At 46.8% G+C, this 25,321-nt stretch carries 21 protein-coding genes; 15 read left to right on the forward strand and 6 right to left on the reverse strand.

Annotated elements, in window-relative coordinates:
• Together DW47_RS0108320 and rcsC are read left to right on the forward strand one after the other, a co-directional pair.
• On the forward strand, positions 1-1,035 hold a 1,035-nt coding region (locus tag DW47_RS0108320; protein WP_029685938.1), incomplete at its 5' end, for a DNA gyrase C-terminal beta-propeller domain-containing protein.
• 190 nt (positions 1,036-1,225) lie between these two features.
• Positions 1,226-4,072, forward strand: a complete 2,847-nt coding sequence (gene rcsC / locus DW47_RS0108325) for a two-component system sensor histidine kinase RcsC (RefSeq protein WP_029685939.1) — start codon at positions 1,226-1,228, stop codon at positions 4,070-4,072.
• Positions 4,073-4,112: 40 nt separating this feature from the next.
• Here the strand turns inward: rcsC and rcsB are convergent, their stop codons facing one another.
• Both rcsB and rcsD read right to left on the reverse strand, forming a co-directional pair.
• Positions 4,113-4,760, reverse strand: coding sequence for a response regulator transcription factor RcsB (gene rcsB / locus DW47_RS0108330; RefSeq protein WP_029685940.1), 648 nt, complete (start codon positions 4,758-4,760; stop codon positions 4,113-4,115).
• Positions 4,761-4,764: 4 nt separating this feature from the next.
• Positions 4,765-7,344 carry a phosphotransferase RcsD gene (gene rcsD, locus DW47_RS0108335; protein ID WP_161606697.1) on the reverse strand — a complete coding sequence of 860 codons (2,580 nt, stop codon included), beginning with the start codon at positions 7,342-7,344 and terminating at the stop codon, positions 4,765-4,767.
• A gap of 797 nt (positions 7,345-8,141) precedes the next feature.
• Here rcsD and ompC point away from each other — a divergent pair.
• A complete protein-coding gene (ompC, locus tag DW47_RS0108340; RefSeq protein ID WP_029685942.1) occupies positions 8,142-9,260 on the forward strand; it encodes a porin OmpC in 1,119 nt (372 codons plus the stop codon).
• A 56-nt stretch (positions 9,261-9,316) separates the two neighbouring features.
• Here the strand turns inward: ompC and DW47_RS17495 are convergent, their stop codons facing one another.
• Complete coding sequence (locus DW47_RS17495) at positions 9,317-9,487, reverse strand: hypothetical protein (protein WP_161606698.1); 171 nt, start codon at positions 9,485-9,487, stop codon at positions 9,317-9,319.
• A 194-nt stretch (positions 9,488-9,681) separates the two neighbouring features.
• Here DW47_RS17495 and apbE point away from each other — a divergent pair, with 194 nt between their 5' ends.
• Both apbE and DW47_RS0108355 read left to right on the forward strand, forming a co-directional pair.
• Positions 9,682-10,719, forward strand: coding sequence for an FAD:protein FMN transferase ApbE (gene apbE / locus DW47_RS0108350; RefSeq protein WP_029685943.1), 1,038 nt, complete (start codon positions 9,682-9,684; stop codon positions 10,717-10,719).
• A gap of 11 nt (positions 10,720-10,730) precedes the next feature.
• A complete protein-coding gene (locus tag DW47_RS0108355; protein ID WP_029685944.1) occupies positions 10,731-11,339 on the forward strand; it encodes an alpha-ketoglutarate-dependent dioxygenase AlkB in 609 nt (202 codons plus the stop codon).
• Here the strand turns inward: DW47_RS0108355 and DW47_RS16325 are convergent.
• Positions 11,336-12,100: a 4'-phosphopantetheinyl transferase family protein gene (locus tag DW47_RS16325; RefSeq protein ID WP_051150876.1), complete on the reverse strand. Its 765-nt coding sequence runs from the start codon at positions 12,098-12,100 to the stop codon at positions 11,336-11,338. The two genes, DW47_RS0108355 and DW47_RS16325, sit on opposite strands and share 4 nt — an antisense overlap.
• Positions 12,101-12,113: 13 nt before the next feature.
• Positions 12,114-12,836, reverse strand: a complete 723-nt coding sequence (locus tag DW47_RS0108365; RefSeq protein ID WP_029685946.1) for a GNAT family N-acetyltransferase — start codon at positions 12,834-12,836, stop codon at positions 12,114-12,116.
• 175 nt (positions 12,837-13,011) lie between these two features.
• Here DW47_RS0108365 and DW47_RS0108370 point away from each other — a divergent pair, with 175 nt between their 5' ends.
• The 3 genes from DW47_RS0108370 (at position 13,012) to DW47_RS0108380 (ending at position 15,668) form a co-directional block, all read left to right on the forward strand.
• The gene (locus DW47_RS0108370; RefSeq protein ID WP_029685947.1) at positions 13,012-13,911 is read left to right on the forward strand and encodes a LysR family transcriptional regulator; all 900 of its coding nucleotides are present in this window, start codon (positions 13,012-13,014) and stop codon (positions 13,909-13,911) included.
• Between the two features lie 546 nt (positions 13,912-14,457).
• Positions 14,458-14,871, forward strand: a complete 414-nt coding sequence (locus tag DW47_RS0108375; protein WP_029685948.1) for a DoxX family protein — start codon at positions 14,458-14,460, stop codon at positions 14,869-14,871.
• A 68-nt stretch (positions 14,872-14,939) separates the two neighbouring features.
• A complete protein-coding gene (locus DW47_RS0108380) occupies positions 14,940-15,668 on the forward strand; it encodes a YoaK family protein (RefSeq protein ID WP_051150877.1) in 729 nt (242 codons plus the stop codon).
• On the opposite strand, the gene DW47_RS0108385 is transcribed toward DW47_RS0108380, so the two are convergent.
• Positions 15,665-15,907 carry a DinI family protein gene (locus tag DW47_RS0108385; protein WP_029685950.1) on the reverse strand — a complete coding sequence of 81 codons (243 nt, stop codon included), beginning with the start codon at positions 15,905-15,907 and terminating at the stop codon, positions 15,665-15,667. The genes DW47_RS0108380 and DW47_RS0108385 overlap by 4 nt on opposite strands.
• A 362-nt stretch (positions 15,908-16,269) precedes the next feature.
• On the opposite strand from DW47_RS0108385, the gene DW47_RS0108390 reads away from it, so the two are divergent.
• From DW47_RS0108390 to DW47_RS0108420, 7 genes are all read left to right on the forward strand, one after another.
• Positions 16,270-17,559, forward strand: coding sequence for an HAAAP family serine/threonine permease (locus DW47_RS0108390; protein ID WP_029685951.1), 1,290 nt, complete (start codon positions 16,270-16,272; stop codon positions 17,557-17,559).
• A gap of 246 nt (positions 17,560-17,805) precedes the next feature.
• A complete protein-coding gene (locus DW47_RS0108395; protein WP_029685952.1) occupies positions 17,806-18,264 on the forward strand; it encodes a hypothetical protein in 459 nt (152 codons plus the stop codon).
• Between the two features lie 352 nt (positions 18,265-18,616).
• Complete coding sequence (locus DW47_RS0108400) at positions 18,617-19,075, forward strand: OB-fold protein (protein ID WP_029685953.1); 459 nt, start codon at positions 18,617-18,619, stop codon at positions 19,073-19,075.
• 1,166 nt (positions 19,076-20,241) lie between these two features.
• Positions 20,242-21,882, forward strand: coding sequence for an RNA-directed DNA polymerase (locus DW47_RS0108405; RefSeq protein ID WP_241430705.1), 1,641 nt, complete (start codon positions 20,242-20,244; stop codon positions 21,880-21,882).
• Entirely contained in the window at positions 21,879-22,634 is a 756-nt protein-coding gene (locus tag DW47_RS0108410; RefSeq protein WP_029685955.1) for a hypothetical protein, read from the forward strand. Before DW47_RS0108405 ends, DW47_RS0108410 begins: the two co-directional genes overlap by 4 nt.
• Before the next feature lie 303 nt (positions 22,635-22,937).
• Entirely contained in the window at positions 22,938-23,369 is a 432-nt protein-coding gene (locus DW47_RS0108415) for a hypothetical protein (protein ID WP_029685956.1), read from the forward strand.
• 728 nt (positions 23,370-24,097) lie between these two features.
• Positions 24,098-24,964 carry an LAPAL motif-containing putative phage structural protein gene (locus DW47_RS0108420; RefSeq protein WP_029685957.1) on the forward strand — a complete coding sequence of 289 codons (867 nt, stop codon included), beginning with the start codon at positions 24,098-24,100 and terminating at the stop codon, positions 24,962-24,964.
• Positions 24,965-25,321: the final 357 nt, after the last annotated feature.

Consider the following 25,321-nt stretch of genomic DNA (forward strand, 5'->3'; position numbering starts at 1 on the left):
ATCAACCAAGAAGATGTTGTCGTGACCTTGTCTCATCAGGGCTATGTGAAATACCAGCCACTGACGGATTACGAAGCTCAACGCCGTGGCGGTAAAGGTAAATCTGCTGCCCGTATTAAAGAAGAAGACTTTATCGATCGCCTGCTGGTGGCTAACACCCATGATACCATCCTGTGCTTCTCAAGCCGTGGCCGTCTCTACTGGATGAAGGTCTATCAGTTACCGGAAGCCAGCCGTGGTTCTCGTGGCCGACCGATCGTCAACCTACTGCCACTGGAAGCCAACGAACGTATTACGGCGATCCTGCCGGTACGTGAGTACGCGGAAGGACTGAATATCTTTATGGCGACCGCCAGCGGTACGGTCAAGAAAACGGCCCTGACCGAGTTCAGCCGTCCGCGCAGCGCCGGTATTATTGCGGTCAATCTGCGTGATGATGACGAACTGATCGGTGTGGCTCTGACCGATGGTAACGATGAAGCGATGCTGTTCTCGCAAGCCGGTAAAGTGGTGCGTTTCTCCGAGCAAGCGGTGCGTCCGATGGGCCGTACGGCCTCCGGTGTCCGCGGTATCCGTCTGGCAGAGAACGACCGTGTGGTGTCGTTGATCATTCCTCGTGAAGACGGGGCGATCCTGACCGTGACGCAGAACGGCTACGGTAAACGTACTGACAATAAAGAGTACCCGACCAAGTCCCGTGCGACTCAAGGGGTTATCTCGATCAAAGTCACGGATCGTAACGGTCCGGTTATCGGTGCAGTACAAGTGGTCGACAGTGATCAGATTATGATGATCACCGATGCTGGCACCTTAGTGCGTACCCGTGTGTCTGAGGTCAGCATCGTTGGCCGTAACACTCAGGGGGTCATCCTGATCCGTACCGCAGAGGATGAGAATGTGGTGGGTCTGCAACGTGTGGCCGAGCCGGTCAGCGAAGATGAACTTGATGCCATCGACGGTACTGTCGCTGAAGGGGAAGACGAGATCATCGTCGAACCAGAAAACGACGATGAATCTGCCGCGGATGACGAGTAATCGTTAGCAAGCACCCTAAGACAAAAGGCACCGTACTGCGGTGCCTTTTTTGTCAGGGCAGTATGCCGCTTTAAAATACATGGCTATGTGATAATCTTATCAGGTTAATGATGACCAACCTTTTCAGACTGAGGGCAGGGCAGCGCTGTCTCTCCTCAGATGTTCCTGGGCTTCCTGCAGTGAGTATCCTTTGAAATATCTTGTCTCCTTCCACACCACATTACGTGTCTCCCGCTACCTATTCCGAGTGCTGGCATTATTGCTGTGGCTGCTGGGTGGTCTACTGACGGCATTTTATCTGCTGAATGTGTTGCATGAGAAAGAGTCAGATATCCGTGAGCAGTTGTCGGGGAACTTCAGTCAGGCGGCCTGGTATGTGGCGCATTCCAACGAAGCGATGCGCGAGCTGAAATACATTACCGAAGGACAACTGAATAACACCACCACAGAAAACACCTTTACTCTCAGCAGCGGCAACAAAGATTATTCGCCACAGTATACGCCGCTGTTTAATGATGGCGACTGTAGCACCATCAATCCGCAGTGGCGCTCGACCTTATCGACCTTGGGCGGTTTTATCCATTACTGGGAAAGTCAGTATGTCTCCTCCTATGAGATGAGCCGCATTTTCCTGCTGAATAATGGCAGTAACTGTCTGGCGACCTTTTCGTTTTCCACCAGTGATGTCAATACGGATTACAGCTTGCGCTCCTTACAAGAGAACGTATTGAGCGTGCAGAACAGTAGCCCTAGTGACCAGCGCAATCCGGTCTACTGGATAGAACCGGGCAGTCAGCCGGGTGTTGGTGCTTTCTATATGATGATGCCGGTGTATGCCGGCAATCAGCCGGTGGCGCTACTCAGTTTTGAACAAAACTTGCGTCTTGATGAACTGGTAATGCCTGGCAGTGTGCCGGTCTCTACCTCGCTGATCAATGATGATAATCAGGTGTTGCTATCTAACAACCCGGATGTTAGCAGCCATAGCCTAGACTGGTTACCGGATGACAAGGTGTGGTTTGGTTACAGCTATGGCTACCGTGAGCTGGTACTGAAACGTTCGCTACCGTCCTGCCCATTCAGCATTGTCTATTCGCTGTCGACGGAATTGCTGTTCAATCAAATGAAATTGATGATCATCAATGCCGTGCTATTGAACATTTTTAGTGCGCTGTTGCTGATGGCACTGGCGATTACCTTTGAGCGGCGGATGCTCTATCCGGCAGAGGAGAATGCGACCCGTCTCGAAGAGCATGAGCAGTTTAACCGTAAGATTGTGGCGTCGGCTCCGGTGGGGATCTGTATCCTCAGGACCAGTGACGGCAGCAACGTATTGAGTAATGAACTGGCGCACAACTACCTCAACCTGTTAACGCCGGAAGACAAAATCCGACTGACAGAGATTATTAGTGGTCAGCAAGTCAATTTTGTTGATGTGCTGACCGGATCTAACACCAACCTGCAAATCAGCTTTGTCCACAGTCGTTACCGTAACGAGGATGTGGCGATCTGCGTGCTGGTAGACGTCAGCAGTCGCATCAAAATGGAGCACTCGCTACAGGAGATGGCGGATTCTGCCGAACAGGCCAGCCAGTCTAAATCCATGTTCCTGGCGACCGTCAGCCATGAACTGAGAACCCCGCTGTACGGGATCATCGGTAACTTGGATCTGCTAAAAACTCGCGAACTGCCAAAAAATACCGAAGCGCTGGTCAGCGCCATGAATAACTCCTCTGATCTACTGCTAAAAATCATCAATGATATTCTCGATTTCTCGAAAATTGAGTCAGAGCAGTTGAAGATTGAACCTGTACAGTTCAACCCGCAGGAGATGTTGGGGCATATTATTTCCAACTATCTATCGCTGGTGGTTAAAAAACGGCTAACGCTCTACTGCCTGATCGAGCAGGATGTGCCCTCATCATTATTTGCCGACTCGATGCGTCTACAACAGGTGATCTCGAACTTATTGAATAACGCTATTAAATTTACCCATACCGGCGGTATTGTCTTGCACTTATCACAACAGCAAGGCTATCTCATCTGTTCGGTGAGGGATACCGGCGTCGGCATTCCTCCACGTGATTTGCTACGGCTGTTTGATCCTTTCTTCCAAGCAGGTACTGGCATTCAGCGTAATTTCCAAGGAACTGGGTTGGGGCTAGCGATTTGTGAAAAACTGGTCAGTATGATGGACGGTGATATCTCCGTAGACTCTGAACCTGGCATGGGCAGTGAATTTTGCGTAAGGGTGCCGGTTTATCACGGTGAGTGGCAATACCCTGACACCGATCTCGAAGGACGTCGGGTCTGTGTCGCTCTAAAAAATAGTTTGTTCAGCCAGTACATCACTCGTTATCTACAGGCCTTGTCGGTGGCAGTATTTACCGACCCGGTACAATTAACCGCAGACGATATCTTTATCAGCGATGAGTTAGAACGCGGGGAGTGGCCGTGCCGGGCACAGATCTGTTTCAGCAATGAACATACTGACTTTCCGATGCAAATTCAGCCGGGTCTGTGGGTCACTACGCCATCGATGCCTTATGAGCTGCCCGACCTGATCCGTCGGATCTATCGGCCAGCCTATGATACTAAGCAAGAAGTCGCGTTGAGCGAAGATAAGCAGATGGCAGTTTGCAATGATGACATCCTGATCCTAGTGGTAGATGATCACCCGATTAACCGCATGCTATTGTCAGGACAACTGCATACCTTAAATTATCAGGTCAAAACCGCGCAAGACGGAGTCGATGCACTGTCAGTGCTGCAGCGCGTGCCAGCAGATATCCTGCTGACCGACGTGAATATGCCGAATATGGACGGTTATCTGTTAACCGAAATGCTGAGAGAGTCAGGTTGGCAGCGGCCAGTGATTGGTATCACTGCGAATGCGTTGGCGGATGAAAAACAGCGTTGTCTTTCTGCCGGAATGGATGACTGTCTGTCGAAACCGGTCACTTTGCAAGAACTGAACGCTACCCTGTCAGGGTATGCGGAACGTATACGCCACCAGCGAGCAGAACAGCAAGCATAAAAAATCCCCTCACTGTAGAGGGGATCATTAAGACTGCTAATTACTCTTTCGGCAGGCTGTTGCTGACCGAAGAGAGGTAGTTGAGTAGGGCAATATCATTATCAACCCCCAATTTCATCATGGCTGATTTCTTCTGGCTGCTGATGGTTTTGATGCTGCGGTTCAGCTTACGGGCAATCTCTGTCACCAAGAAACCTTCGGAGAACAGGCGCAGAACTTCGCTCTCTTTAGGTGACAGGCGTTTGTCTCCATAACCACCAGCACTGATTTTTTCCAGCAGTTTAGATACAGACTCTGGGGTATATTTTTTGCCTTTCTGCAAGGCAGCTAGCGCTTTCGGTAAATCGGCCGGCGCGCCCTGTTTCAGCACAATGCCTTCGATATCCAGATCCAACACTGAGCTTAAAATAGCTGGATTGTTGTTCATGGTCAGTACGATGATCGATAGGTCAGGGTAGTGACGTTTAATGTACTTGATCAAGGTGATGCCATCACCGTACTTGTCACCAGGCATCGACAGATCAGTAATCAGTACGTTGGCCTCAAGTTTTGCTAAGTTATTGATTAATGAAGTAGAGTCTTCAAATTCCCCGACAACATTTACCCAGTCAATCTGTTCCAGAGATTTACGGATCCCGAACAAAACAATCGGGTGATCATCGGCAATAATTACATTCAAGTTATTCATCTTTTTATTTACCCTGCTGCAGCAGTTGGTTGACATACGCGTCAATGTCACTGGCAGCCTGTTTAATGTTTAAATCATCGCACTGCTTGATGTAGTGCTCCAACTGTTCACATTGTGTTTTACCTGTCTCAAGGCCCAGCATAGCAAAGACCCCTTTCAGCCGGTGAGCAGTCAGCGCGAGTGCGGCGTAGTCATTGTCAGCAAGCTCAACATACAATTTATGCACATCATCCGGCACAGTATCCTTAAAGATCTGATAATAGCCGGGTTCACTGAGTGCATGATGCCCAGTATTATCAGGAGAGTCTTCCGCGCCATCCTCGGTCAGTTGTTTCTCAATCAGTGAAAGCAACGCGTCAAGAAATGCTTGGTTCAGGTTGTAGTTCGCCCGGTACTGGTGTGGGTTGATTGCGGAATAGCCCGCCTCATTTCCAGTCACCAGCACTGCCCAGCCGGTCAACCTGGCCGGCACATCGGTGACCAAGAAGTCGTACTCCTGCCCGGACACGCGATCGTCAGCAATGACACATTTTGCCCCCCAGTACTCCAACTGTCGGCTAATGATTTTATAAATATCATCGACCACGACGTCCAGTAAAACGGTAATACCGTCCAAAATTTTTTCATCTTGGGGAGCGTCCTGCGTCTGTACCGGCAGTGTGAGCGCCAAGCTGTACTGAGTCCCAAGGCCCGGCTTAGTGACAATTTCAGCACTTCCCCCTAGAGCTTGAGAGAACCGGCGACAGAAGAACAGGTCAGTACTGTTCGATTTTTCACCGTTATGGGCAGTGACCTCTCCGCTGAACGGAAAATCGGCATTTTCCAGTTCTGTCTTATTCAGACCCTGACCAGTATCTACAATATTTATCAATAGTCGATCAGTTTGTTCCGGGCTTGCACTGATTCGGACAGAAATTTTTCCCCAACGGGTGGTTCCGAAGGCATACCAGAGTAAAGTGGTAAGAATTCTACGTAAAATACCCGCATCACCGGTACGTGACTCATCAGCTGGACGGAGGTTATTGATGAGCAGCGCGATCCCGCGGGTTTGTAACGACGGCAATAATTCCAGCACGATCTCATCTAGCATCTGTTGCAGGTTGAAGCTGCTGACCTCTGCCGCCCAGTTATCATTCTCCAACTGATTGAGCAGCAGAATGTTATCGGTTAGACGTAGCAGATGATCGCTGTAATCTGCCAACGGTTGTAGCGCAGCGTTGGGGTACTGCACCAGAAAGTGTTCAATTTTATCGCGCAGTGATTGTACCGGCTGCTGAAAAGCTCGGCCAATATTGCTCATTAATTGACGGCGCATTTTGTGGTTCTGGTCCAGCACATGTTGGGCATGTTGCAGCTTTCTATTGACCAGGATTTCACGGTCTTGATTACGGATAATAAAGAAACGGTATTGCGGTGAGCAGCGACTCTGCTGGTGACTCACTTCATAGACCTCATTATTGATGGTCACCTGCAACATCCCTTGGGCATCTTCAGAAAGTGTGACTATCTTTTGCATGTTCAGGTGGGGGATCAGTAACGCCGCCTTTTCATTACTTACCACTTCACGGTGGGCACTGAAATCGTAGATGACAAAACCCACCGGTAGGCTATCAACCATCTCTTTGTTCAAATGCCTTAATAAATCCACTTCCGGATTGTCAATTTTCTTCACTGGTACTTCCGTCCGGCGCAGCAGCACTACTGCCGTCACTGACAGCAACAGTAATAACACACACAGGCTCAGAGACAGAGTGAAATCATAGAACGACTGGCTGAGAAGCATCATGATCGACACTTGATAGCTGACCACTAGCGAGGAAGAGGGTACTGCCTTCTCCAACTCAACAGACGCATTTGCTAAGTTGAACCGCGCGGAGGCGGGAGCTACTGAACCGCTGTCATCGGTATCATGGAATGCAAGATGCTCGGGTTGTAGGCCACCGGTTAGCATATCGTTGACCGGTAAATCAAAGGCCAGCACATTCGCTAGGTGACCCGGCTGATTAAAGGTGGTGCGCAAGGTAAAATAGTAGTCACTGCTGTCCGAAGTGTGACGCAGCTCGGAAAAACTTTCTCGTTCATCGAGGGTATTCGCTTGTTGCAGCATCTCCGCCCGACGGGTTGAGATAAGCCCTGTCAGGCTTTCCCCGTTGTAACGACTGATCATATCTTTCAGCGGCAGGGTAGAGATCATGGTCAGGCTGTTATCTTGACCATTCAAGTAATACATCGACCAGATATTGGTTTTAATCCCCCACAGGGTATCAAGAAAATCGGCCGCACTGCTGGCATTGCTCAGGGTCGCCTGGTTATGGGAGCCAAAAATTAGCACATGGGTTTTATCTTCATCGCCGGTTGGGGCATAGACATCCGGGCGTAGCCGACTTTCCCCACTCAACGGATTGCTGGTCGGGTCGTTATCGCTACCGGTAGATTGGTCCTGATAAATCTGCCAAGTGGCAAAGCGGTATGTATCGATACGCAACTTCATGGAGTGAGCGAAATTTTCGACCAGTGCCTGCTGATGGCGGACCTGACCGGTAAAACTGTCATACAGGACACTCAAAAAAAGGACTACCACCATTAAGTTAATTATAATCAGTAACTTAATTAGTGGCTTCGAGAGTATCTGGTTGTTTTTTCCGGACATAGATGCTGTGAACCTGAGGCAATTAGAGAGAATGCTGATGCAGGGGTCGTGGCAGATTTGGGTCAACGACCGCTCACTGTCAGTACGACTTCTGAGACCCCCGACATTACCCTGCCAAGGGTACGCTCATTACAGCATAACTGGCAGAGGATGTCCTTATAAATAGTCGAGATGACAACCGGAGTGGGGCTTCCCTGATAGCTGTACGGGCTGTAGGCCAAAAGGGATGAGGTTCACTCAGTAACAAGGAAAAATAATAAATTTTATTAACAGAAGTGTGGTGGGGAAAGAATTAAAAAAAAACCGGGCACTAGACCCGGAGGGAATTCAAATAAGACTCATTCGGGGTGAATGAAGATAATAATGAAATAAATGATGATAGCAGTTTTATTATAGGGGGTTGTTATGGTTAATATTTGTCATTCAGTGCGGTAAATTTCGGCATATAACCTGAATAGTCTTTTTGGCAAATAGTGCCTAATTCTCAATGCTGGGAGCTTTAAGGTTGATTTAACCCCGTGTGCGGATTACAAGAAGGGGGTAAATTGAGAAAAGTTCCGATAGACTTACATTTTGTTATTCAAAAGGCATTCATTGATACTTTTTGCTGCCTTAAGTGATGTTTTAAGGGGATAAGTTTATATTTCCTGAATCAACATGACGTTATATACAAACTTTTACTTTTCCTGAGTCGTTTTTTTTAGTCAGGGTCCCAATTTGAGGGTGTTAACATGAAACTACGCGTTCTTTCTTTACTGGTACCAGCCGTGCTGATGGCGGGTACCGCCAATGCCGCAGAGATCTACAATAAAGGCGGTAATAAGCTGGATCTGTACGGTAGGGTGGATGGCCTGCATTATTTCTCCGGTAACGACGGTAATGATGGCGATCAGTCTTATGTCCGTTTCGGCTTCAAAGGTCAGACCCAAATCTCCGATCAACTGATGGGCTACGGCCAGTGGGAGTACCAGGTGGCTGCCAATAATCCGGAATCTGACGGCACGACAGGTACCCATACCCGTGTTGGCTTTGCTGGTCTACGTTTTGATAACGATGGCTCACTGGATTACGGCCGTAACTACGGCGTGCTTTATGACATCGCTAGCTGGACCGACGTTTTACCGGAGTTTGGTGGCGATACTTACGGTGCTGATAACTTTATGTTCCAGCGGTCAAGCGGCTTGCTGACTTATCGTAACACCGACTTCTGGGGCTTGATCGACGGCTTGAGTGTTGCTTTACAGTATCAAGGCAAAAATGGCAGCGCCAGCGAAACCAATAACGGTCGCGATGTGTTAAGTCAGAACGGTGATGGCTACGGGATGAGCGCGACCTATGATCTGGGTCAGGGCTTCTCACTGGGTGGCGCAATGTTCTCCTCACTGCGTACCACTGAGCAAAATAATGATGTCAGTGACGGCAACCACATTCTGGGTAATGGCAGTCGTGCCACTGCCTATACTGGTGGCCTGAAATATGATGATGACAAAGTCTATCTGGCGGCGATGTTTACTCGCTCTTACAACGCGACCCGCTTTGGTAGCTCTTCGTCGTCGGCCTACGGTTACGCGGATAAAGCCGATAACTTGGAGATGGTGGCACAGTATCAATTCGACTTCGGTCTGCGCCCATCGTTGGCGTTCGTGACCTCACGGGGTACCGATATTGAGAAGTACGGTAGCCAGAACCTGAAAAAATACATTGATGTGGGCGCGACCTACTACTTCAATAAAAACATGTCGACCTATGTGGACTACCAGATCAATCTGATGAAAGACAATCAATTCACTCAGGATACCGGTATCAACACGGATAATACGGTGGCATTAGGTCTGGTCTACCAGTTCTAATGTGAAAAAAAGGGGAAGGCGTTGTGCCTTCCCCTGACAATCTATGTAGCCTAAGGCTACATTCTTCTCTTCTCCACGCCGTAACGCGTAAAATCCTTCGCCACTTGCTGATAAAATTGATGGGTGTTGCCGTCAAAGGCGGAGCCAGCCTGCGTCAATACCGCAAAGGACAGCCATTCCTGTAACGCGACGTTAAGCTTACCGAGAATACTGTGATGCTTTATCATCTGCTCACCTCATTGAACGCGGAACACTCAATGTAAGCTGCAAGAAATATGCCAGCAAAAAGCACAGATATTCACAGCCTATAGCACGAATTTGTTAATATATTGCGTCTATCTGGTGCAGAGACGCCTTACCGCTGAGCAACAGGCGGTGGCACACTTCTCCCTCCGATTTCACTTTTATTTGGGTATTTTTAATGAATGTTTTTTCTGGTGCGATGCTACTGGCGGGAGTGTTGGCGCTGACCGGGTGTGATGATGCACCTTCCTCACAGGAACAGGTTCTGTCGGGCAAGACCATGGGCACTGTATGGCGAGTGAGTGTAGCCGGTGTTCCGGCAGAGCGTATTCCGCAACTCGATAATGCCATTCGCCAACAATTGCAGCAGGATGATCAGGAACTGTCGACGTGGAAAACGGATTCCGCGCTATCCCGTTTTAACCAGTACCAAGGCACGCAGCCTTGGCCAGTCAGTGAAGGGATGGCAGATATCGTTACCCTAGCACTGCGCATTGGCCAGAAAACTGGGGGCGCAATGGATATTACTGTCGGGCCGTTGGTAAACCTGTGGGGCTTTGGTCCGGTCAAAGCGCCACAGCATACCCCTGATGCCCAGGCGGTTGCCCAGGCAAAAGCGATGACCGGATTACAGCATCTGCGGGTGATCCAAAGCGTTTCTGGTCAGGCTTTACAGAAAGATTTGCCGAGATTATATGTTGATCTGTCAACCATGGGTGAGGGATATGCCACCGATCATCTGGCACGACTGATGGAGTCCCAAGGGGTGACCAATTACTTGGTATCGGTGGGGGGTGCATTACTGTCGCGCGGCCACAATGCCGACGGGCGCTCTTGGCGGGTCGCCATCCAGAAGCCAACTGACCAGCAGGATGCGGCCCAAGCAGTGGTGGATCTGCAGGGACATGGTATCAGTACTTCCGGCGATTATCGGAACTATTATGAATTGGACGGTAAACGGATCTCACACATTATTGATCCCGCCACCGGCCAGCCGATCCAGCATAAGTTGGCATCTGCCACTGTGATCGCGACCACAGCCCTGGAAGCCGATGGTTGGGATACCGGACTGATGGTGTTGGGAACCGAAAAAGCCAAAGCGCTGGCCATCAAACAGCATCTAGCGGTATTCCTAATCATCCGCGAGGGGAATAAATTTGTAACCTGGTCTTCCCCTTTGTTTAAATCTTTCCTGGTTTCTCAGGATAAAGCATAGGAACAGCGGCTATGTTGGATCTTTTTGCCGGAGAATCTCCTTGGTTGGAACCCTTGGCGGAAGATGCCGTGATCTTGCGGCGCTATGCCCGTGAGGATGCCGAATTTTTGCTTGAGCACATTGTGCGGGTGAACCAGCGCCGTCCGTTCCAGCATCGCATTACACCAGGGGGCCACCGGATGTCGGTGGCAATGACCCACAGCGGTTTGCAGGGAGGCTATCCAGAAAGCACTCCACAGCAGCGGGTGCCTTTGGACCCAGCACTACAAGAGTATGCTATCCAGGCGGCTAGCCGTGCAGGCTTTCACGCATTTCGTCCAGATTCCTGTTTGATGAACCGTTATGCTGTCGACAGCAAACTGACGTTGCATCAGGATAAAGAAGAAAAAGACTTGCGTCAGCCGATTGTCTCGGTATCACTGGGGCTGCCGGCGGTATTTTTATTTGGCGGCTTTGAACGAGAAGAGGCTGTCAGCCGGGTATTATTGGAGCATGGCGACGTGGTGGTCTGGGGCGGAAAATCACGCTTGCGCTATCACGGGATCCTGCCACTGAAGGCCGGGTCTCATCCGTTAACGGGGCAATATCGTTACAACATGACCTTCCGCTGTGCAGGTTAACTGGCGTTTGGTAGGACCGACCAACTGAATGCCCTTTTATCGCAGAGTGTGAAGCGAAAATGAAGGCTGTCGCCGGCCTGCCAGTGCCGATCAAGGGTTTCTGTCAGTTGCAGGGTGGCGTTACCCTGCTGAAAATCAATGGCCACCACTTCCGCTTGCAAGAAATCCAGCTCGCAGCGTACTCTCGGCCACAGCGCCTTATATAAGCTCTCTTTTAACGTAAAGACTAAAGTGGCCACCTGGCAGGGGGCTGCGGGCAGTGCTGCCAATAACTGCTGTTCCTGAGGGCTGACCAACAGTGGGGTGATCTCAGCCGCGACCGTGGATGACATTATCTGCTCGACATCATTACCGCATAATCGGCCCTGGGGATCGGTGAGCAGGAAAATCTGTCCGCCACTGTGTGACAGCGAACCAGTGTATCCGTCGGGCCACTGTGGTGACCGGTTGGCGGCATTACTTAGGATAAAATCCTGGATCCCGTAGCGGCTGAAAACCTCACGCGCCAGCCAGCGACTGGCGAGGTATTCTGCCTGCCGTTTGACCGTACTGTGATAGATAGCCTGCGGACAGGGAATACCAAGTTCGGTAAACAATTCTCGATCATAACCTTCGAGGTCAAGGGTGACTGATGCGAGGCTTTGTGCCAGAGGCCAGTAATATCCCTCCCTGAGGAAAGGCGGCTTGTGCGGCGGCTGACCGGTTACCGTTAAGGGCAAGCACAGAGCGATAGCCTCAGCGGTGGGCAGAGGTAATGGCATTTGTAGAGATCCTCTAGGCATCAGGATCTTCGACGATCATTGATGAGAGTGGCTGGCGTTGCTGACCCTGAGCGTCAAAATTAGCCGCGGAAAGCCACTGCTGAAACGCCTTTTTACGGTGTGGCCATTCATGATCGATCACTGAAAACCACGCGGTATCTCGGGAGCGGCCTTTGTAGACCATCGCCTGACGAAATATCCCTTCGAAAGAAAATCCAAGGCGTAACGCGGCACGCCGTGAAGGAGCATTCAGACTGTCACATTTCCATTCGCAACGGCGATAACCAAGACTGAAAATGTATTCCATCAGCAGATAGTGCGCTTCTGTCGCCAGCACGGAACGCTGCATTGGCACGGAATACATCACCTGGCCTATTTCTATCGTACCTTGGGCGGGCTGGATGCGCATTAAGGCTAGGCTACCTAGGGCTTTGCCACTCTGTTTATCAATCACGCAGAAATGCAACGGATCACGGCTGTCCGAGGCCTGTTGCAAAAAAGTCAGTAACGGTTGGTTATGCTCAAAGGGGCCAACAGTGAGATAGGTCCAGAATGATACGGGACTGGCAGGCGGTAATAGCGCTTGGCAAAGATCCGCGCCATGGTGGAGGGTATCCAGAGGTTCCAGTCTGCAATACTGCCCGTCGAGCAGGGTACGCTCGGGAAATGGGCAGGGGTGCCAGTGTGGCAGCGGCTGACCAATGGGCTGACCGGTATGATTATCAATAATTGTCATGGTGACCTCGTCTCGCATTGAGGGTTACCATAGCACAGTGCTAGCGGCACAGATAACTGTAAAAATCCAAATAGTCAGTGAGTTAAAAGTTAGGTCATCGCCATGGTGATCGGTGGTAGACTGCCGGTCAGTGTCTGCCTGCCAGGCGATGATCCCCTCCAGCGGAAGAATAGTTATGACCCTCGAAGATATGCGCATATTTGTCACCATCGTCAATACCGGTAGTTTTACCGCCGCCGCTGAGCGCTTAATGCTATCAAAACAGTTTGTCAGTCGTCGCATGGCCACGTTAGAGAGTCGGTTATCGGCACGGTTACTGGTGCGCAATACCCGTAATCTGTCGGTTACCGACGTTGGACATGTCTTCTTCCAACATGCTAGCCGCATACTGGATGAAGTCCGTCAGGCAGAAGAGGCAATTTCACTGCGTCAGAGTAGGTTGGTGGGGAACTTTAAAATCAGTCTGCCGCATACTTTTGGACTGCGGCATGTGGCGTCGTTGATCTCTGCATTTCAGCAGCAAAATCCGGATATTACCTTGCAGATTGAGACCAACGATCGCTTCGTTGATTTGATCGGTGAAGGCTTTGACATGGCCCTGCGGATTGGAGTATTGGCAGACTCCAGCTTGATCGCTCGTCAGTTGGGCACGCTGCCGATGGTGATCTGTGCCAGTCCCAGCTATCTGCAGCAGTACGGCACGCCAACGGATCCTTCGATGTTAGCCGAGCACCGTTGTCTGTTATATGGACGGGAAGGGCAGCAGGGATGGACCTTACAGGTCGATGGAGCTGCTCGCTTGTACCCCGTCAGTGGACCGGTGTTAAGTAATAATGGTGAGGTGATCCGTGAGGCTGCTGAGGCAGGGCTAGGGTTGGCCCTGTTACCGCGCTTTATTATGGAACAGGGGATCGCCGCAGGTCGGTTGATGCCAGTGCTGTCATCGGTGACTCCTCCTGGATTATCTCTTAACGCCCTCTATCCGCAGCATCGCCAACACAGTCCGGTGATCCGCGCATTGCTCAATTATATCATTGAGCATCTTGCCATAAAGACTTTAGCGGATTTAACGTAGTTTTAACCCCAAATTTTTGCTTATCACCGTCAAAAATACTGAACGACGGTGTTTATTATCTAAAATCGCGTATTGTCAGGGCTAAGGATGACTTTATCTTATACGCAATAAAAATATCTAATTGTTTTTAAAGTTATTTATTGTTTTTTCTGGTATTGGAACAGTGATCACTATTATCAAAATATTTTCCTTTATTCAGCAATTCTATCCTTAATTGTCAACTAATTCGTGACAGTGAGTACAGGTATAGCTAGTTGATGCTCAATAAGGTTGATGTATTATAGCGCCATACCGCAGCAAGACTTCCTGCATGACCTGACCGTGACTTTTCGTGGTAATGCAAGCGGGATATGATGTTGAGGAACAAAGTGGAATTTGCTGAGGGTGGCACAAGCCACGTAGTGGATCAGGGTATCACACTGATAGATTCACCGGCCTGTGCCGCAATTGGGAAATTGTCATTAAATAATAAATAATCTAAATGCTTATAGACCGGTTCATCGCTAAGTACCGGTAACTAAGCACTTAAAAGGTGAGGGTGATCCTATGCAATATCTGTCATTAGAAAAGTATCGCGATAGTTTACTGCTGTTAGTGCGTGTACTGTTAATGCTGTTGTTTGTTATCTTTGGTTGGGAAAAACTGACCGGTTTTGAAGGCACTATTGGCTATATGGCCTCAGTCGGTGCACCTTTACCGGCGGTTGCTGCAGTGATAGCGGTAGTCGTCGAATTTGTATTTGGTATTTTGATTATCCTTGGCTTCTATACCCGTCCACTAGCGATTATTCTGGCGATCTATACAGTGGTTACTGGCCTGATAGGGCATCAGTATTGGCACATGACCGGTATGGAGCAATATATGGCAATGATTAACTTCTATAAAAACGTTAGCATTGCCGGTGGTTTCTTGGCTCTGGCATTAACCGGTCCAGGCAAGTTCTCTATTGACCGTAAATAACGAATTTCGGTTATCCTGAAAGCCGAGGGGGCAGTTCCTCGGCTTTTCTGTTTTTAGCTGGAGGCAACATGACACAAAACAACCATCTGAATATTGAGCAACGCTGGGACTATTATCGTGAGCCAGCGATCTTGGCAGCCTCAGGTGGCGCAATTGATACGATCAGTTTTATTGCTTTATTTGGATTATTCACGGCGCATGTAACCGGCAACCTAGTGGTAGCGGGTGCGGCACTGGCCGATAATATTGAGGGAATTTTTACTAAACTGGCTGCCATTCCAGTGTTTATGCTTACGGTTGCCATTGCAACGCTAATTATTCAGTCACGAAAAAATTATACCCCTGGATTATTGGCCGGCGTATTGTGCGCAGAGATGGTATTTTTGGGGCTGTTTACCCTGAGTGGTTATCTCTATTCCCCGTTTCATGGGGCAGGGGATGTCCATGTGTTTATTACGGGGATGTTTGGCATTATGGCAATGGGTATTCGTAACGCCGCTAGCCGCTTGCTACTTTCCTCTACCAGTCCGAGCACAATGATGACAGGTAACGTCACTCAGTTAACCATTGATATTATCTCATTATTAAGAAACCCTGCCGCCGATGTACGCGGGCGCTTAGGTAAATCAGCGGCCTCGGTTGCCGGCTTTATTCTCGGCGCCGGCATCGCCGCACTGCTGTATATATTGGTCGGTTTTTTCAGCACCCTGCTGCCGATCGCGCTTACTGGTTCGGTGGCATTACGGGAAATCAAAACTATGACCCGTGAACAGCAACAACAGGTTAGCGCAGATTAAACGTCGCTGACCAGCCACATATCGGCTTCTTCGAACATCTCTTCTAGCATACGATTCAGCTTTTCGCGGTCGTTTTTGCTGGCATCGCTGTTCAGCCCGTTTGCCTGCATCGGTTTTACCCGGACTTCAGCCTCAGGGAAAATTCGATGTACCCGACGGGCCAGCTCTTCGAGAATAATTTCGCGGGCATTTTCTAAGCCTTCAACATTGCGCTTATCATAGACTAATTCAACAAACATAAGGGTTATACTCACACTGGTTATATAACCAGTAATTTACCAGTTTCACCGACAGATAACAGCTGTTTTTTAGGGTTGCTGTGAAAAGGCAGCGGGTACTGAGTGTGGGGGAGCACAGCTGTGGCACCGTGAACTTATAGGTTCTGCAGAATTTTTGCGCTAACAGACAGGGATCGGCGCTAACAGCTGCATGATGATCCCCTAGTCGCGATCGGGATCACGGATAAATCTGGCTTCAACCAGTATTCTTTGCCTCGAAAAACCATATAAAATAACGATTGATATTAAATTGTTGAAATTTTGTATTAATAAAAGATAGCCTAATGATGTTTTTGACTAGAAATTCTCCGGAGAAGTCATAGATGGAATCTACCCAACCTCGCCCACTACCCGTTACTGCAACCCCCGAACAATGGCGAAAGACCGATACCCTGTGGATGCTTGGCCTTTACGGCACTGCTGTAGGCGCAGGTGTACTGTTTCTGCCAATTAATGCCGGGGTCGGTGGACTGCTCCCGCTGCTTATTATGGCGGTGATCGCTTGGCCGATGACCTATTACGCGCATCGCGCACTGACCCGTTTCGTCTTATCAGGCAGTAATGCTCGCGGCGATATTACCGAAGTGGTGGAAGAACACTTTGGGCGTGGGGCGGGTAAATTGATCACTTTACTCTACTTTTTTGCGATCTATCCCATCTTGCTAGTGTATGCGGTGGCGATCACCAATACTGTTGAAAGTTTTATGATCCATCAGCTTTCTTTGACCCCACCTCCTCGGGCGTTATTATCGCTGATATTGATCCTCGGCTTAATGACCGTGATCCGTTTTGGAGAACAGATGATTGTCAGGGCGATGAGTGTTCTGGTGTTCCCATTTGTCACGGCACTGCTGTTGTTGGCCTTAACCCTGATCCCCCATTGGAATGGGGCCATCGTTGAGACCCTGTCACTGAGCGGCACTACTGGCAGCGGCCAGGGATTAGGAATGACCCTGTGGCTACTGATCCCGGTAATGGTATTTTCCTTCAATCATTCGCCGATCATCTCCTCCTTTGCTTTGGCTGTCCGTCAGCAGTACGGCGATGAGGCGGAAAAAAAATGCGGCCGGATCTTATCCCGCGCTCACATTATGATGGTTGTCACAGTCATGTTTTTTGTGTTCAGCTGCGTGTTTTGCCTATCCCCCGCCGACTTGGCGGCGGCCAAAGCACAGAATATTTCGATTCTCTCTTATTTGGCTAACCACTTTAACTCCGCTTTTATCGCATGGATGGCACCGGTGATTGCCATTATTGCGATCACTAAGTCCTTTCTCGGCCACTATCTGGGAGCCCGTGAAGGTTTTAATGGGATCATGCAGAGCATCCTGCGTAGCCGTGGCCGGGAGGTAAGCACTGCACGCCTGAACAGGCTGACCTCGGTGTTTATGTTAGTCAGTAGCTGGGCAGTAGCGACCCTTAACCCGGGGATCCTGACCATGATCGAAACTTTGGGTGGCCCGGTGATTGCAGTAATTTTGTTTTTGATGCCGATGTACGCGATTCAGAGAGTCCCGGCGATGCGTAAATACAGCGGCCATCTCAGTAATCTCTTCGTAGTGCTGCTCGGGCTGATTGCCTTGTCAGCCATTTTTTATTCGCTGTTAAGCTAAGTTCAGTGCCACGGCAAGGTGGCCTATGTATCCCTAACAACCTGGGTAGATAATTGTCAGGTACTCAGGTTGCTTTTCTTTGCAATCGATCCCCCACTAGCCGGTCGAAGTCTGGTCTCATAGACGATGTGATAGGCAATGCTTATGTTAATTACTTGTAACAATAGTGCCATTTGTGCTTATCAGCTGGGAAACTATGAAATTAACACTATGATTACAAGTGACAGGTCTATTGAGGAGAACACCATGAATATTACTTACGATGACTTAGTAGAAAAACAGAAATTTGTGGATCGTAGATATTCACAGAGAGTTGCAGACCTGACGGAAGGGGCGCAAAAAATCCTCGAAGAGTATCGCGAGTCATTGGTTTATCATGGTGAGAACAGGGCGAAAATTGCCTTTATCGGCGAGGTAGAGAATGGGGAGGCTGAGTTTATGAAACTCAGTGACGCTCAACTGGATCACCAACAGCACTTGGCCTTCAGTATTGTCACCGATCTGAGCCACAGTGACGGTCGACCGCATTTTATCGCTGTCGCGATTACTCTCTCTGCCCGAGACGGTAAATTGTTAGCACAGGTAGGCGAATGCGGCGTGCCATTTATTATTCCGGTGGATAATTCGGCCTACAGTTATCACCAGGTGTGTCTGGCGATTAAAAAGACCATCTCCGACCGACTGGACAACGAACTCTCCTGCTAACGACAGTGGACGGAAAACCTCGCTGCGGCGAGGTTTTTTTATGGCTAAAGATCCGCGATAAGTAGAATGTCTCAGCGACCTAATCACAGCATCTAGATCAAAAGGAAAGCCCTTATTTGTGATCGTAAGTACTGTTGGAGAATACCTGAATCCTTGAACAATCTGGCTTTTCATTGTTTATGATGCAGGCTACTATGCTTAGCGTTATTTGAGTTTCTGAGCAGTGGTGACGGTGTTTGAGTCTCTCTGATCTTATGCCGGTCGTAGCGGATATGTCATCCGAAATGACCACTGTCATCCTTTCGCTTTATTTGCAGGACTGTTAACTAAATACTACCAACGGACTCTCAGCATGAATAAAAGTACCACTCGCTGGTTATTATCACTATTGCCTCTTGTATTGCTCACGGGCTGTCAAAATATTCACTCTCTGAGTGATTTGAGTAAAGCAACACAAGAGACGATAGATTCTCTAAAGCCCACCCCTACAGTAGTTCCCGCATCTCAGATATGCAGGGAATTTAAACAAAACCCATTGCGCACGGTGAATAAATACAGTGGGCAGAGAATTGAATTTAGCGGGCCTGTACACGTTGTAGTTGGGGATGATATTACCGGTACAGGACACCAAGCTTACCTGAGTATGGGCCCTGTCTTTGCTTCTGATAATAACCATACCTATGCTGATGAAATCGCCGCGCTAAATAATGGTCAAAAGACAACCATCATTGTCAAAGTGACAGATGTGAAGGATAGCATTGCTAGCAATCAAAGCTGTACGATAATGTCTGATCTGGATGGATTTAAATAAGGTGATGACAACGGCTGGGCACAAACCCAAAAGTCCCGCGGCAAGAGGGCCAAGGCATTGAACCATCATTAAATTGCTGACATGCAGACAAAAAAAGCAGCCCTTACAGGCTGCTTTTTAAGCGATTATTTGGTCGGCACGAGATGGGTTGAATTAGTTATATAATGCATTGAATTTAATAAAAATAAGCTATTTATATATCAAGTTCTAGTCCCAAGCCTAGTCCCATAGATAATTCTTACCCGCTTTTTTATCATTTTTATGCCTGTGTATGTCCATACCGGCCAGGGAGTAAATTCACTTATCTTTTTTTATTGGCTAGCTCCTCACGTTAAGCCACCGAGTTAAAACCTTACCGTCTTCATGGGGTAGGGTGGGTCACTACTTTTTATGTGGTAGGTCTGCGGGGTGTGGACATTTTTACCAACAAAATCAGCCAGCTCAATTTTGAGCTAGGTTCTAAATGTGTGTGAAACACATGATTAAACAGCAAAGCGTAGAACTGCGTTCTGGTCGCCTTGATTTGAAGGGAACCTATCGGGTCAGAGTTACAATCATTTTGTAACCCCTAATTATCTCGATAACGTAAATCTGCGCTACCGTTACCCGTCTATGTGAATCTCCGCTTTCGGTGCTTTCGGTGCTTTCTACTTTGTGCGAAGGGGCAGGGTAAATGCTGGTTACGCTATTGTCAGCCTCTGATAATGGCTGGCTAACTACATACCGGAAAGCGGTATTGCGAAAGGCTAAGGCCCGATTTGAACAGCAGCTGTGTGCCAGTAGCGGACATTGCTGACATCACTATGTGTTAATCAACCGGGAACAGTTTAGTCAGCAGGTGATGGGAGTTAGTTGTCAAAAGTTGTCGCCCGCCATCACCGCTAGCGAGGATTCTTGACTGTACGCGCTCTGAGATACAGTTGCTTCATTCAGTGGGCTACCATACTTAAGTTTTAAAATGATTCCCTTTATAAAATACATTTTAAAATAATACACAAACTAAATTATTACCATTGTAACAATTAATCTATCTGAAGTGGTATTGGATTTTAATCAGGAAAGGTACTTTTTATTTTCAAGGGTAATAAGAACTTGCCTATTTATGAATCTTGTCATAAGTTAACTTTTTATATCTGAATATAAATGCAATTAATGAGTCGGTGGGGATGATGAATACAGTGAAACTTGAACACTTTATAAGAGCTATTGAAGATATTGGCGCTCATGGCGACAATGACATGTTGCCTTTTGATATCGATACAGTTTTCATTTCAGATTCAAAGACGCAGATAGCAAATATGGCTTTTGACTTCTTTGAAAGGCTTGAGAAAGATGGCAAAACGAATGCAAGAAATACTTTGAATGGAATTCAGGTTTACTCGGAGAGATTGCTTTCGCCAACTGGTGCAAGCGGCTTTAGAATTTCTACAAAGATACATCCATTTTGGAATATATATCTTAATGGTCTGGCTATCGCGATTGCAGAAATAAATGAATCAAAAAGAAGTCCAAATGCACACTCATATCGTTACGTAGAAACTGGTGAAAATTTATTTGATAGGGATAAGTCATGGAGGGCATATAAAGAAGCAACAATTAATGATGCAGCATTAATTAATGATGGGGCTGTTGTCATCCAAACAGATATATCAAGTTTTTACGAGCACATTTATCATCATCGTATCGAGAATTGTATTAATGATTTATTTGGTGAGGGTTCTACAGTTGCAACTCAAATAGATAGATTGTTAAGTCAGTTGTCAGCTGGCAGATCATTTGGCTTGCCGGTCGGAGGGCAATGCTCAAGAGTTTTAGCAGAGTTGCTAATGACCTCAGTTGACCAACTTTTGACATCATCAAAACTTAAGTGGCATAGGTATGTGGATGATTTTACTATTATTTCCAGTGACCAAGCTGAAGCGTATCGTGCTATTTCAATTCTGTCGAACGCTTTGGCAGATTATGGATTGTCATTAAACAGAACTAAAACAACAATTTTAAAGGCCCAACACTATAAAAACTTTGTTTATACACAATTGTTTGTTGATGATGATAAATCTAGTAAACTTAAAAAAATTGACTTACATTTTGACCCCTATTCAGACAATCCTGTTTCTGATTATGATGAACTAGTTGAAACTGTCGAGAAACTAAATGTACAAGCCTTACTTGATTTGGAAATCCATAAAAGTCAGCCAGACACTTTCTTGGTTAATCAAATAAGTAGAACATTGAAACTTCATGAGCCAGCTTTAGCATTACAGTTATGTATAACATTACTCTCTCCAGAAAATTTACATTCCTTTAGAAGTTCATTTTCTACAATTATTAAAGGTGTAATTTCCATTAGGAATGATGAGCGGTATTCTTCTATCTATCAAATGCTTGATAGGATGGTAGATGATATTGTTGTGCACTCTGAGCATCTACTGCTACCAGAAGCGAACTGTTTGCATTATTTACGTTCTCTAAGAGTAATTAGAACAAATAATCGAGCTACTTATGTTCATAGTTTATTAAATGAAAGTTCATCTGAAACAATTAAAAGAGCGTGTCTTGATTGTATAAGAAATTGGAAAGATAGACCTTCATTCGTTTCTGAGAGAAATAAGTGGTCAAAATTGACACCGCAAGTACAAAGAATACTTTGGCTCGCATCCTATAAATTTGGTGATGACGGAAAACATTTTAGGGATCAAGTAAAAAAAGCAATACCTAACTCTTGGTCATTAGGAATTGAACAAAAAGGAAAAACATCATTTTGTGAAATATTTATTAATTGGTGCCAAGGGGCGGAGAATAAATGAGATTTTTAAGGTTACCTGTCAAAGATCCTAGAACTGTAGCGCGAGATATTCCCGGCATCTGTGATTTGTTATTTCCACAATTGCTACCGGCAATCGTTGCACATCTCAATCGCGAGGCACAACCTATACCCGGCTGCACGATTATTGATGAAAGTATGTTGGTAGGAATAGATACAAATGCAGCTATGCTATTTGAAGTTGCCTATGTAAGAGCAGAGCAAATACTTGAAGAAAAAAATGAAGATTGGAATGAGTGTTTGTCTATCGCCCTGATTCGGCAATCAAGGTATTTTGATGCAGTTTTACCCGATAATTTATCAGATATTGAGATTAAAATAGCTAATCAAACTGCTACTAATCTAACAAAATCAATAAGATATTTGAGTGAAGGATGGGGTGATGGTAATGTAATTAGGTCTCCCATCATTCCTGGATTTCAATGGATAGCACAAGGTCAAGGAGATTTCTCAATCGGCCAGCGGCTGATCGAAGTAAAATGCACAAATAGAAACTTTTCGTCTTCTGATTACCGGCAGATTTTAATTTACTGGCTATTGAGTTTCTCATCCTCAATTGAGGGTGGTACGGATGAGTGGAAGACAGGTGTTCTATTGAACCCTAGAGCAAACAAATATATTGAAATTAATTTCAATGAGTTAGTTAGCATAGCAGCTTCTGGAAGAACTAAGTTAGAGTTGTTGGAGTTATTTTCGTCAATTGTGGGTGATTATGCATACAAATTAGGTGAGTAAATTCTACGAAATGAGTATGAGTGCTTTGCCTTCGCAGCCTGTAGTGGATAGCTAAATTTGGCCACTTTAACAGATATGTTAGTTTCCGCTTCTCGCTCTTAGCTGCCAGTCAATCTGGCAGGGCTTTGCTATCGTTACGGGAATCCCCGTATCAATAACCACAAATTGGTGGTTTTACACTTAAAGAGTAAAATTGCCACCTGATTTGTCAGTAGTTGGTGAAGCTACGGAAATAGCTTCACTGTCTTACGTTGTCTTACAGTGGTAAAATATCGCTCTGTCTCCCTCATGCTGGTGGTTATAATGAGCAAGTCCCTATCTGTTACCTTCCGCGTTCCTGCCGAACTGGTCGAGTCCTTCACCTCTGCCGTGAGTGAGTCCGGCAATGACAAAACAGCATGGCTCATTGACGCTGTACATCAGAAGCTGGGCCAGCCAGAAAGTAATCCCGATCACCGGTTTTTAGCATTGATTGAGCGCATGGAAATGGCGGCGGCTGCCCTGGCTGGTGGTAAGCAAGGGATTCCTTCCCGTGAATATAATGAAGCAGCGGTGATCCAGATTGTGGCCGATACCATTAAGCAGGGATTCGACAATGGACGCATTATCGCGGAACGACTTAATGAGGCTGGGTATCAGACGAAAGCAGGTAAAGCGTGGGATAAGGATATTTACAGCGCCTGGAAACGTCAGAAGGGAACCGCTACGAAAATAGCGGCGGTAGTGACCGGGTAATGTCAGCATGGCGGGCATGGTTTCTTCCACTGGTAGGGCGGCGCTGCCAGAGCGTTTCTAATCTCATTCCTGACGGTGTATAGCGTGTGCCTGTCTAGATTCTCGATATCATGGATTATGTCGGGCTATCCGAAACACTGTCATAACAACCGCTTGTAAGCCAATCTCCTACTCTGTTTGTTTGTAGTTTGCAGAGTATGTCGGCGTTTCTTTATGCTAAATACGGCCAATAGCATAGAAATAAACCTATTTATTCAATGCAAATAAAGCCGCTAATCGACAATAATTTTATGCTTTAGGTTAGCGGGGTAACCGTACCTGTCGTATTAATGCCCAATCCCAGAACGTAATTTGAAGCAACTGAAAAAAATGCTGTAACCATGTAGTGAAGTGCGCCCATATAACCCCCTTTGCTTTGAAAATAAATCGGTAATCGAATAGCCATGTACATAAAGAAAACTGCCAGTGCAACCAGGGAGAGCACATACAACAGAGCGGGAGTTGAACCCGCACCCACCACCGCTAACCTAAAGCAAGAACATATTAACCATGGTTTGAATTATTTGCAAAATCATAAGCATTGATCATCTATCAGGATGTGATGAGTCATTAATCTAAGGTAGGATTAATCTTAATGCGATCGCTACCGCATTCTCTTTGAATGCGAACCATAATGGCAAACAACCATTTGATACAATAAAAAATAATTATTTTCAAGGAACGCACATATGTCAAAGGATAAGGTAACTGAGTTAAAGATTGCCTATGGTGGTAAAGCTTATGAAGGCAATGAAATCGATGCAAAAACCCTTGGTGAAGCTTTGACCTCTCTTGGTTCACTGATTGAGCATGCTGAAAAAATCATTAACGGTGAAGATTCTGAAGTTCAAGTAACCGTTCGTGCCACAAAAGAAGGCTCATTTGAACTTCTAGTTGCTGTTATGGGTGGTATTAAAACGCTGGAAGCCCTTGGATTAGTAGCTGGTGGTGGTGCTGCTACAGGAAGTTTACTTGCAATCATTGAGTGGTTAAAAGGAAGGAAAATTCACGAAATAACTATCGACAAAAGCAAGGGAACGTCAACTATTGAAGTTGATGGTGAATCAGTTACTTGTTCTACTGAAGTTCAAAAGCTGGTGACAAGCCCTATCATTCGAAAAGAAGTAGATAAACTAGTTTATCGCCCGCTTTTAACTGATCAAGAGTCTACCTTCAAAGTTAATAACGGAAAGAAAAATGTTATAAAAGTTTCACAATCTGAGGTCGAAACATTCAAAGCTCCGCGTTCGACTACTGAGCAGAAAAATCACGTTGAGACTTTCACAAAAAACGTTAACTTCTCACGTGTTAACTTTAACTCTGCAAATGGATGGAAGATGATTTTACCAGAGGTTGGTGAAGTAACTACCTACATGAATGATAAGGCTTTCTTCGAAATAGTGAGCGCTAACGAAGCTATCTTCTCGAAGGATGACCTATTTGTGGTAGAGTACTCTGAAACGGTAAAAGAAACGAATGGCGTCCTTAGTGGTCCCAAGTACTCTATCGAGAAAGTTGTTCGTCACCGTGCTGCTGCTGATCGAAAACAGGTTTAAATAAAAAATGTCCCTTTTAAGTATAATGACCGCTATCACTGTGTTCACCCTATTCGCGTTAGTGGCACGCATTGGGGTTCTTCAACTTTTGGTTTGGTTAAAACCCAATGATTACATAAGGTTGAACTTTAAGGATACTGACGGTAACAGTCATGTTAAAGATATTAAAGTTGGCAAAGATGCTGACTCTTTAGTACTTATTAGGGCACTAAATGATATTAGTTCTAGCGAAAATAAAACCTCTTTGCGAGGTAGGCAATGACTAGTCCTGGTATAGATTGACAGCTTTCTGTCTGTAAAACGCCTGATGAACTTCATCGGGCGTTTTGTATTTTAAGGATTGATGTGGCCTCTCAT

Source organism: Tatumella saanichensis (assembly GCF_000439375.1).
Taxonomy (GTDB): domain Bacteria; phylum Pseudomonadota; class Gammaproteobacteria; order Enterobacterales; family Enterobacteriaceae; genus Tatumella; species Tatumella saanichensis.

Coding starts and splice junctions, on each gene's coding strand:
- DW47_RS0108405 (WP_241430705.1), top strand. CDS start 20,242: ATGATGAATACAGTGAAACTTGAACACTTTATAAGAGCTATTGAAGAT.
- DW47_RS17495 (WP_161606698.1), bottom strand. CDS start 9,487: ATGATAAAGCATCACAGTATTCTCGGTAAGCTTAACGTCGCGTTACAG.
- DW47_RS0108375 (WP_029685948.1), top strand. CDS start 14,458: ATGCAATATCTGTCATTAGAAAAGTATCGCGATAGTTTACTGCTGTTA.
- DW47_RS0108380 (WP_051150877.1), top strand. CDS start 14,940: ATGACACAAAACAACCATCTGAATATTGAGCAACGCTGGGACTATTAT.
- ompC (WP_029685942.1), top strand. CDS start 8,142: ATGAAACTACGCGTTCTTTCTTTACTGGTACCAGCCGTGCTGATGGCG.
- rcsD (WP_161606697.1), bottom strand. CDS start 7,344: ATGGTGGTAGTCCTTTTTTTGAGTGTCCTGTATGACAGTTTTACCGGT.
- DW47_RS0108410 (WP_029685955.1), top strand. CDS start 21,879: ATGAGATTTTTAAGGTTACCTGTCAAAGATCCTAGAACTGTAGCGCGA.
- DW47_RS0108395 (WP_029685952.1), top strand. CDS start 17,806: ATGAATATTACTTACGATGACTTAGTAGAAAAACAGAAATTTGTGGAT.
- DW47_RS0108415 (WP_029685956.1), top strand. CDS start 22,938: ATGAGCAAGTCCCTATCTGTTACCTTCCGCGTTCCTGCCGAACTGGTC.
- DW47_RS0108385 (WP_029685950.1), bottom strand. CDS start 15,907: ATGTTTGTTGAATTAGTCTATGATAAGCGCAATGTTGAAGGCTTAGAA.
- DW47_RS0108370 (WP_029685947.1), top strand. CDS start 13,012: ATGACCCTCGAAGATATGCGCATATTTGTCACCATCGTCAATACCGGT.
- apbE (WP_029685943.1), top strand. CDS start 9,682: ATGAATGTTTTTTCTGGTGCGATGCTACTGGCGGGAGTGTTGGCGCTG.
- DW47_RS0108355 (WP_029685944.1), top strand. CDS start 10,731: ATGTTGGATCTTTTTGCCGGAGAATCTCCTTGGTTGGAACCCTTGGCG.
- DW47_RS0108390 (WP_029685951.1), top strand. CDS start 16,270: ATGGAATCTACCCAACCTCGCCCACTACCCGTTACTGCAACCCCCGAA.
- DW47_RS0108400 (WP_029685953.1), top strand. CDS start 18,617: ATGAATAAAAGTACCACTCGCTGGTTATTATCACTATTGCCTCTTGTA.
- rcsB (WP_029685940.1), bottom strand. CDS start 4,760: ATGAATAACTTGAATGTAATTATTGCCGATGATCACCCGATTGTTTTG.
- DW47_RS0108420 (WP_029685957.1), top strand. CDS start 24,098: ATGTCAAAGGATAAGGTAACTGAGTTAAAGATTGCCTATGGTGGTAAA.
- DW47_RS16325 (WP_051150876.1), bottom strand. CDS start 12,100: ATGCCATTACCTCTGCCCACCGCTGAGGCTATCGCTCTGTGCTTGCCC.
- DW47_RS0108365 (WP_029685946.1), bottom strand. CDS start 12,836: ATGACAATTATTGATAATCATACCGGTCAGCCCATTGGTCAGCCGCTG.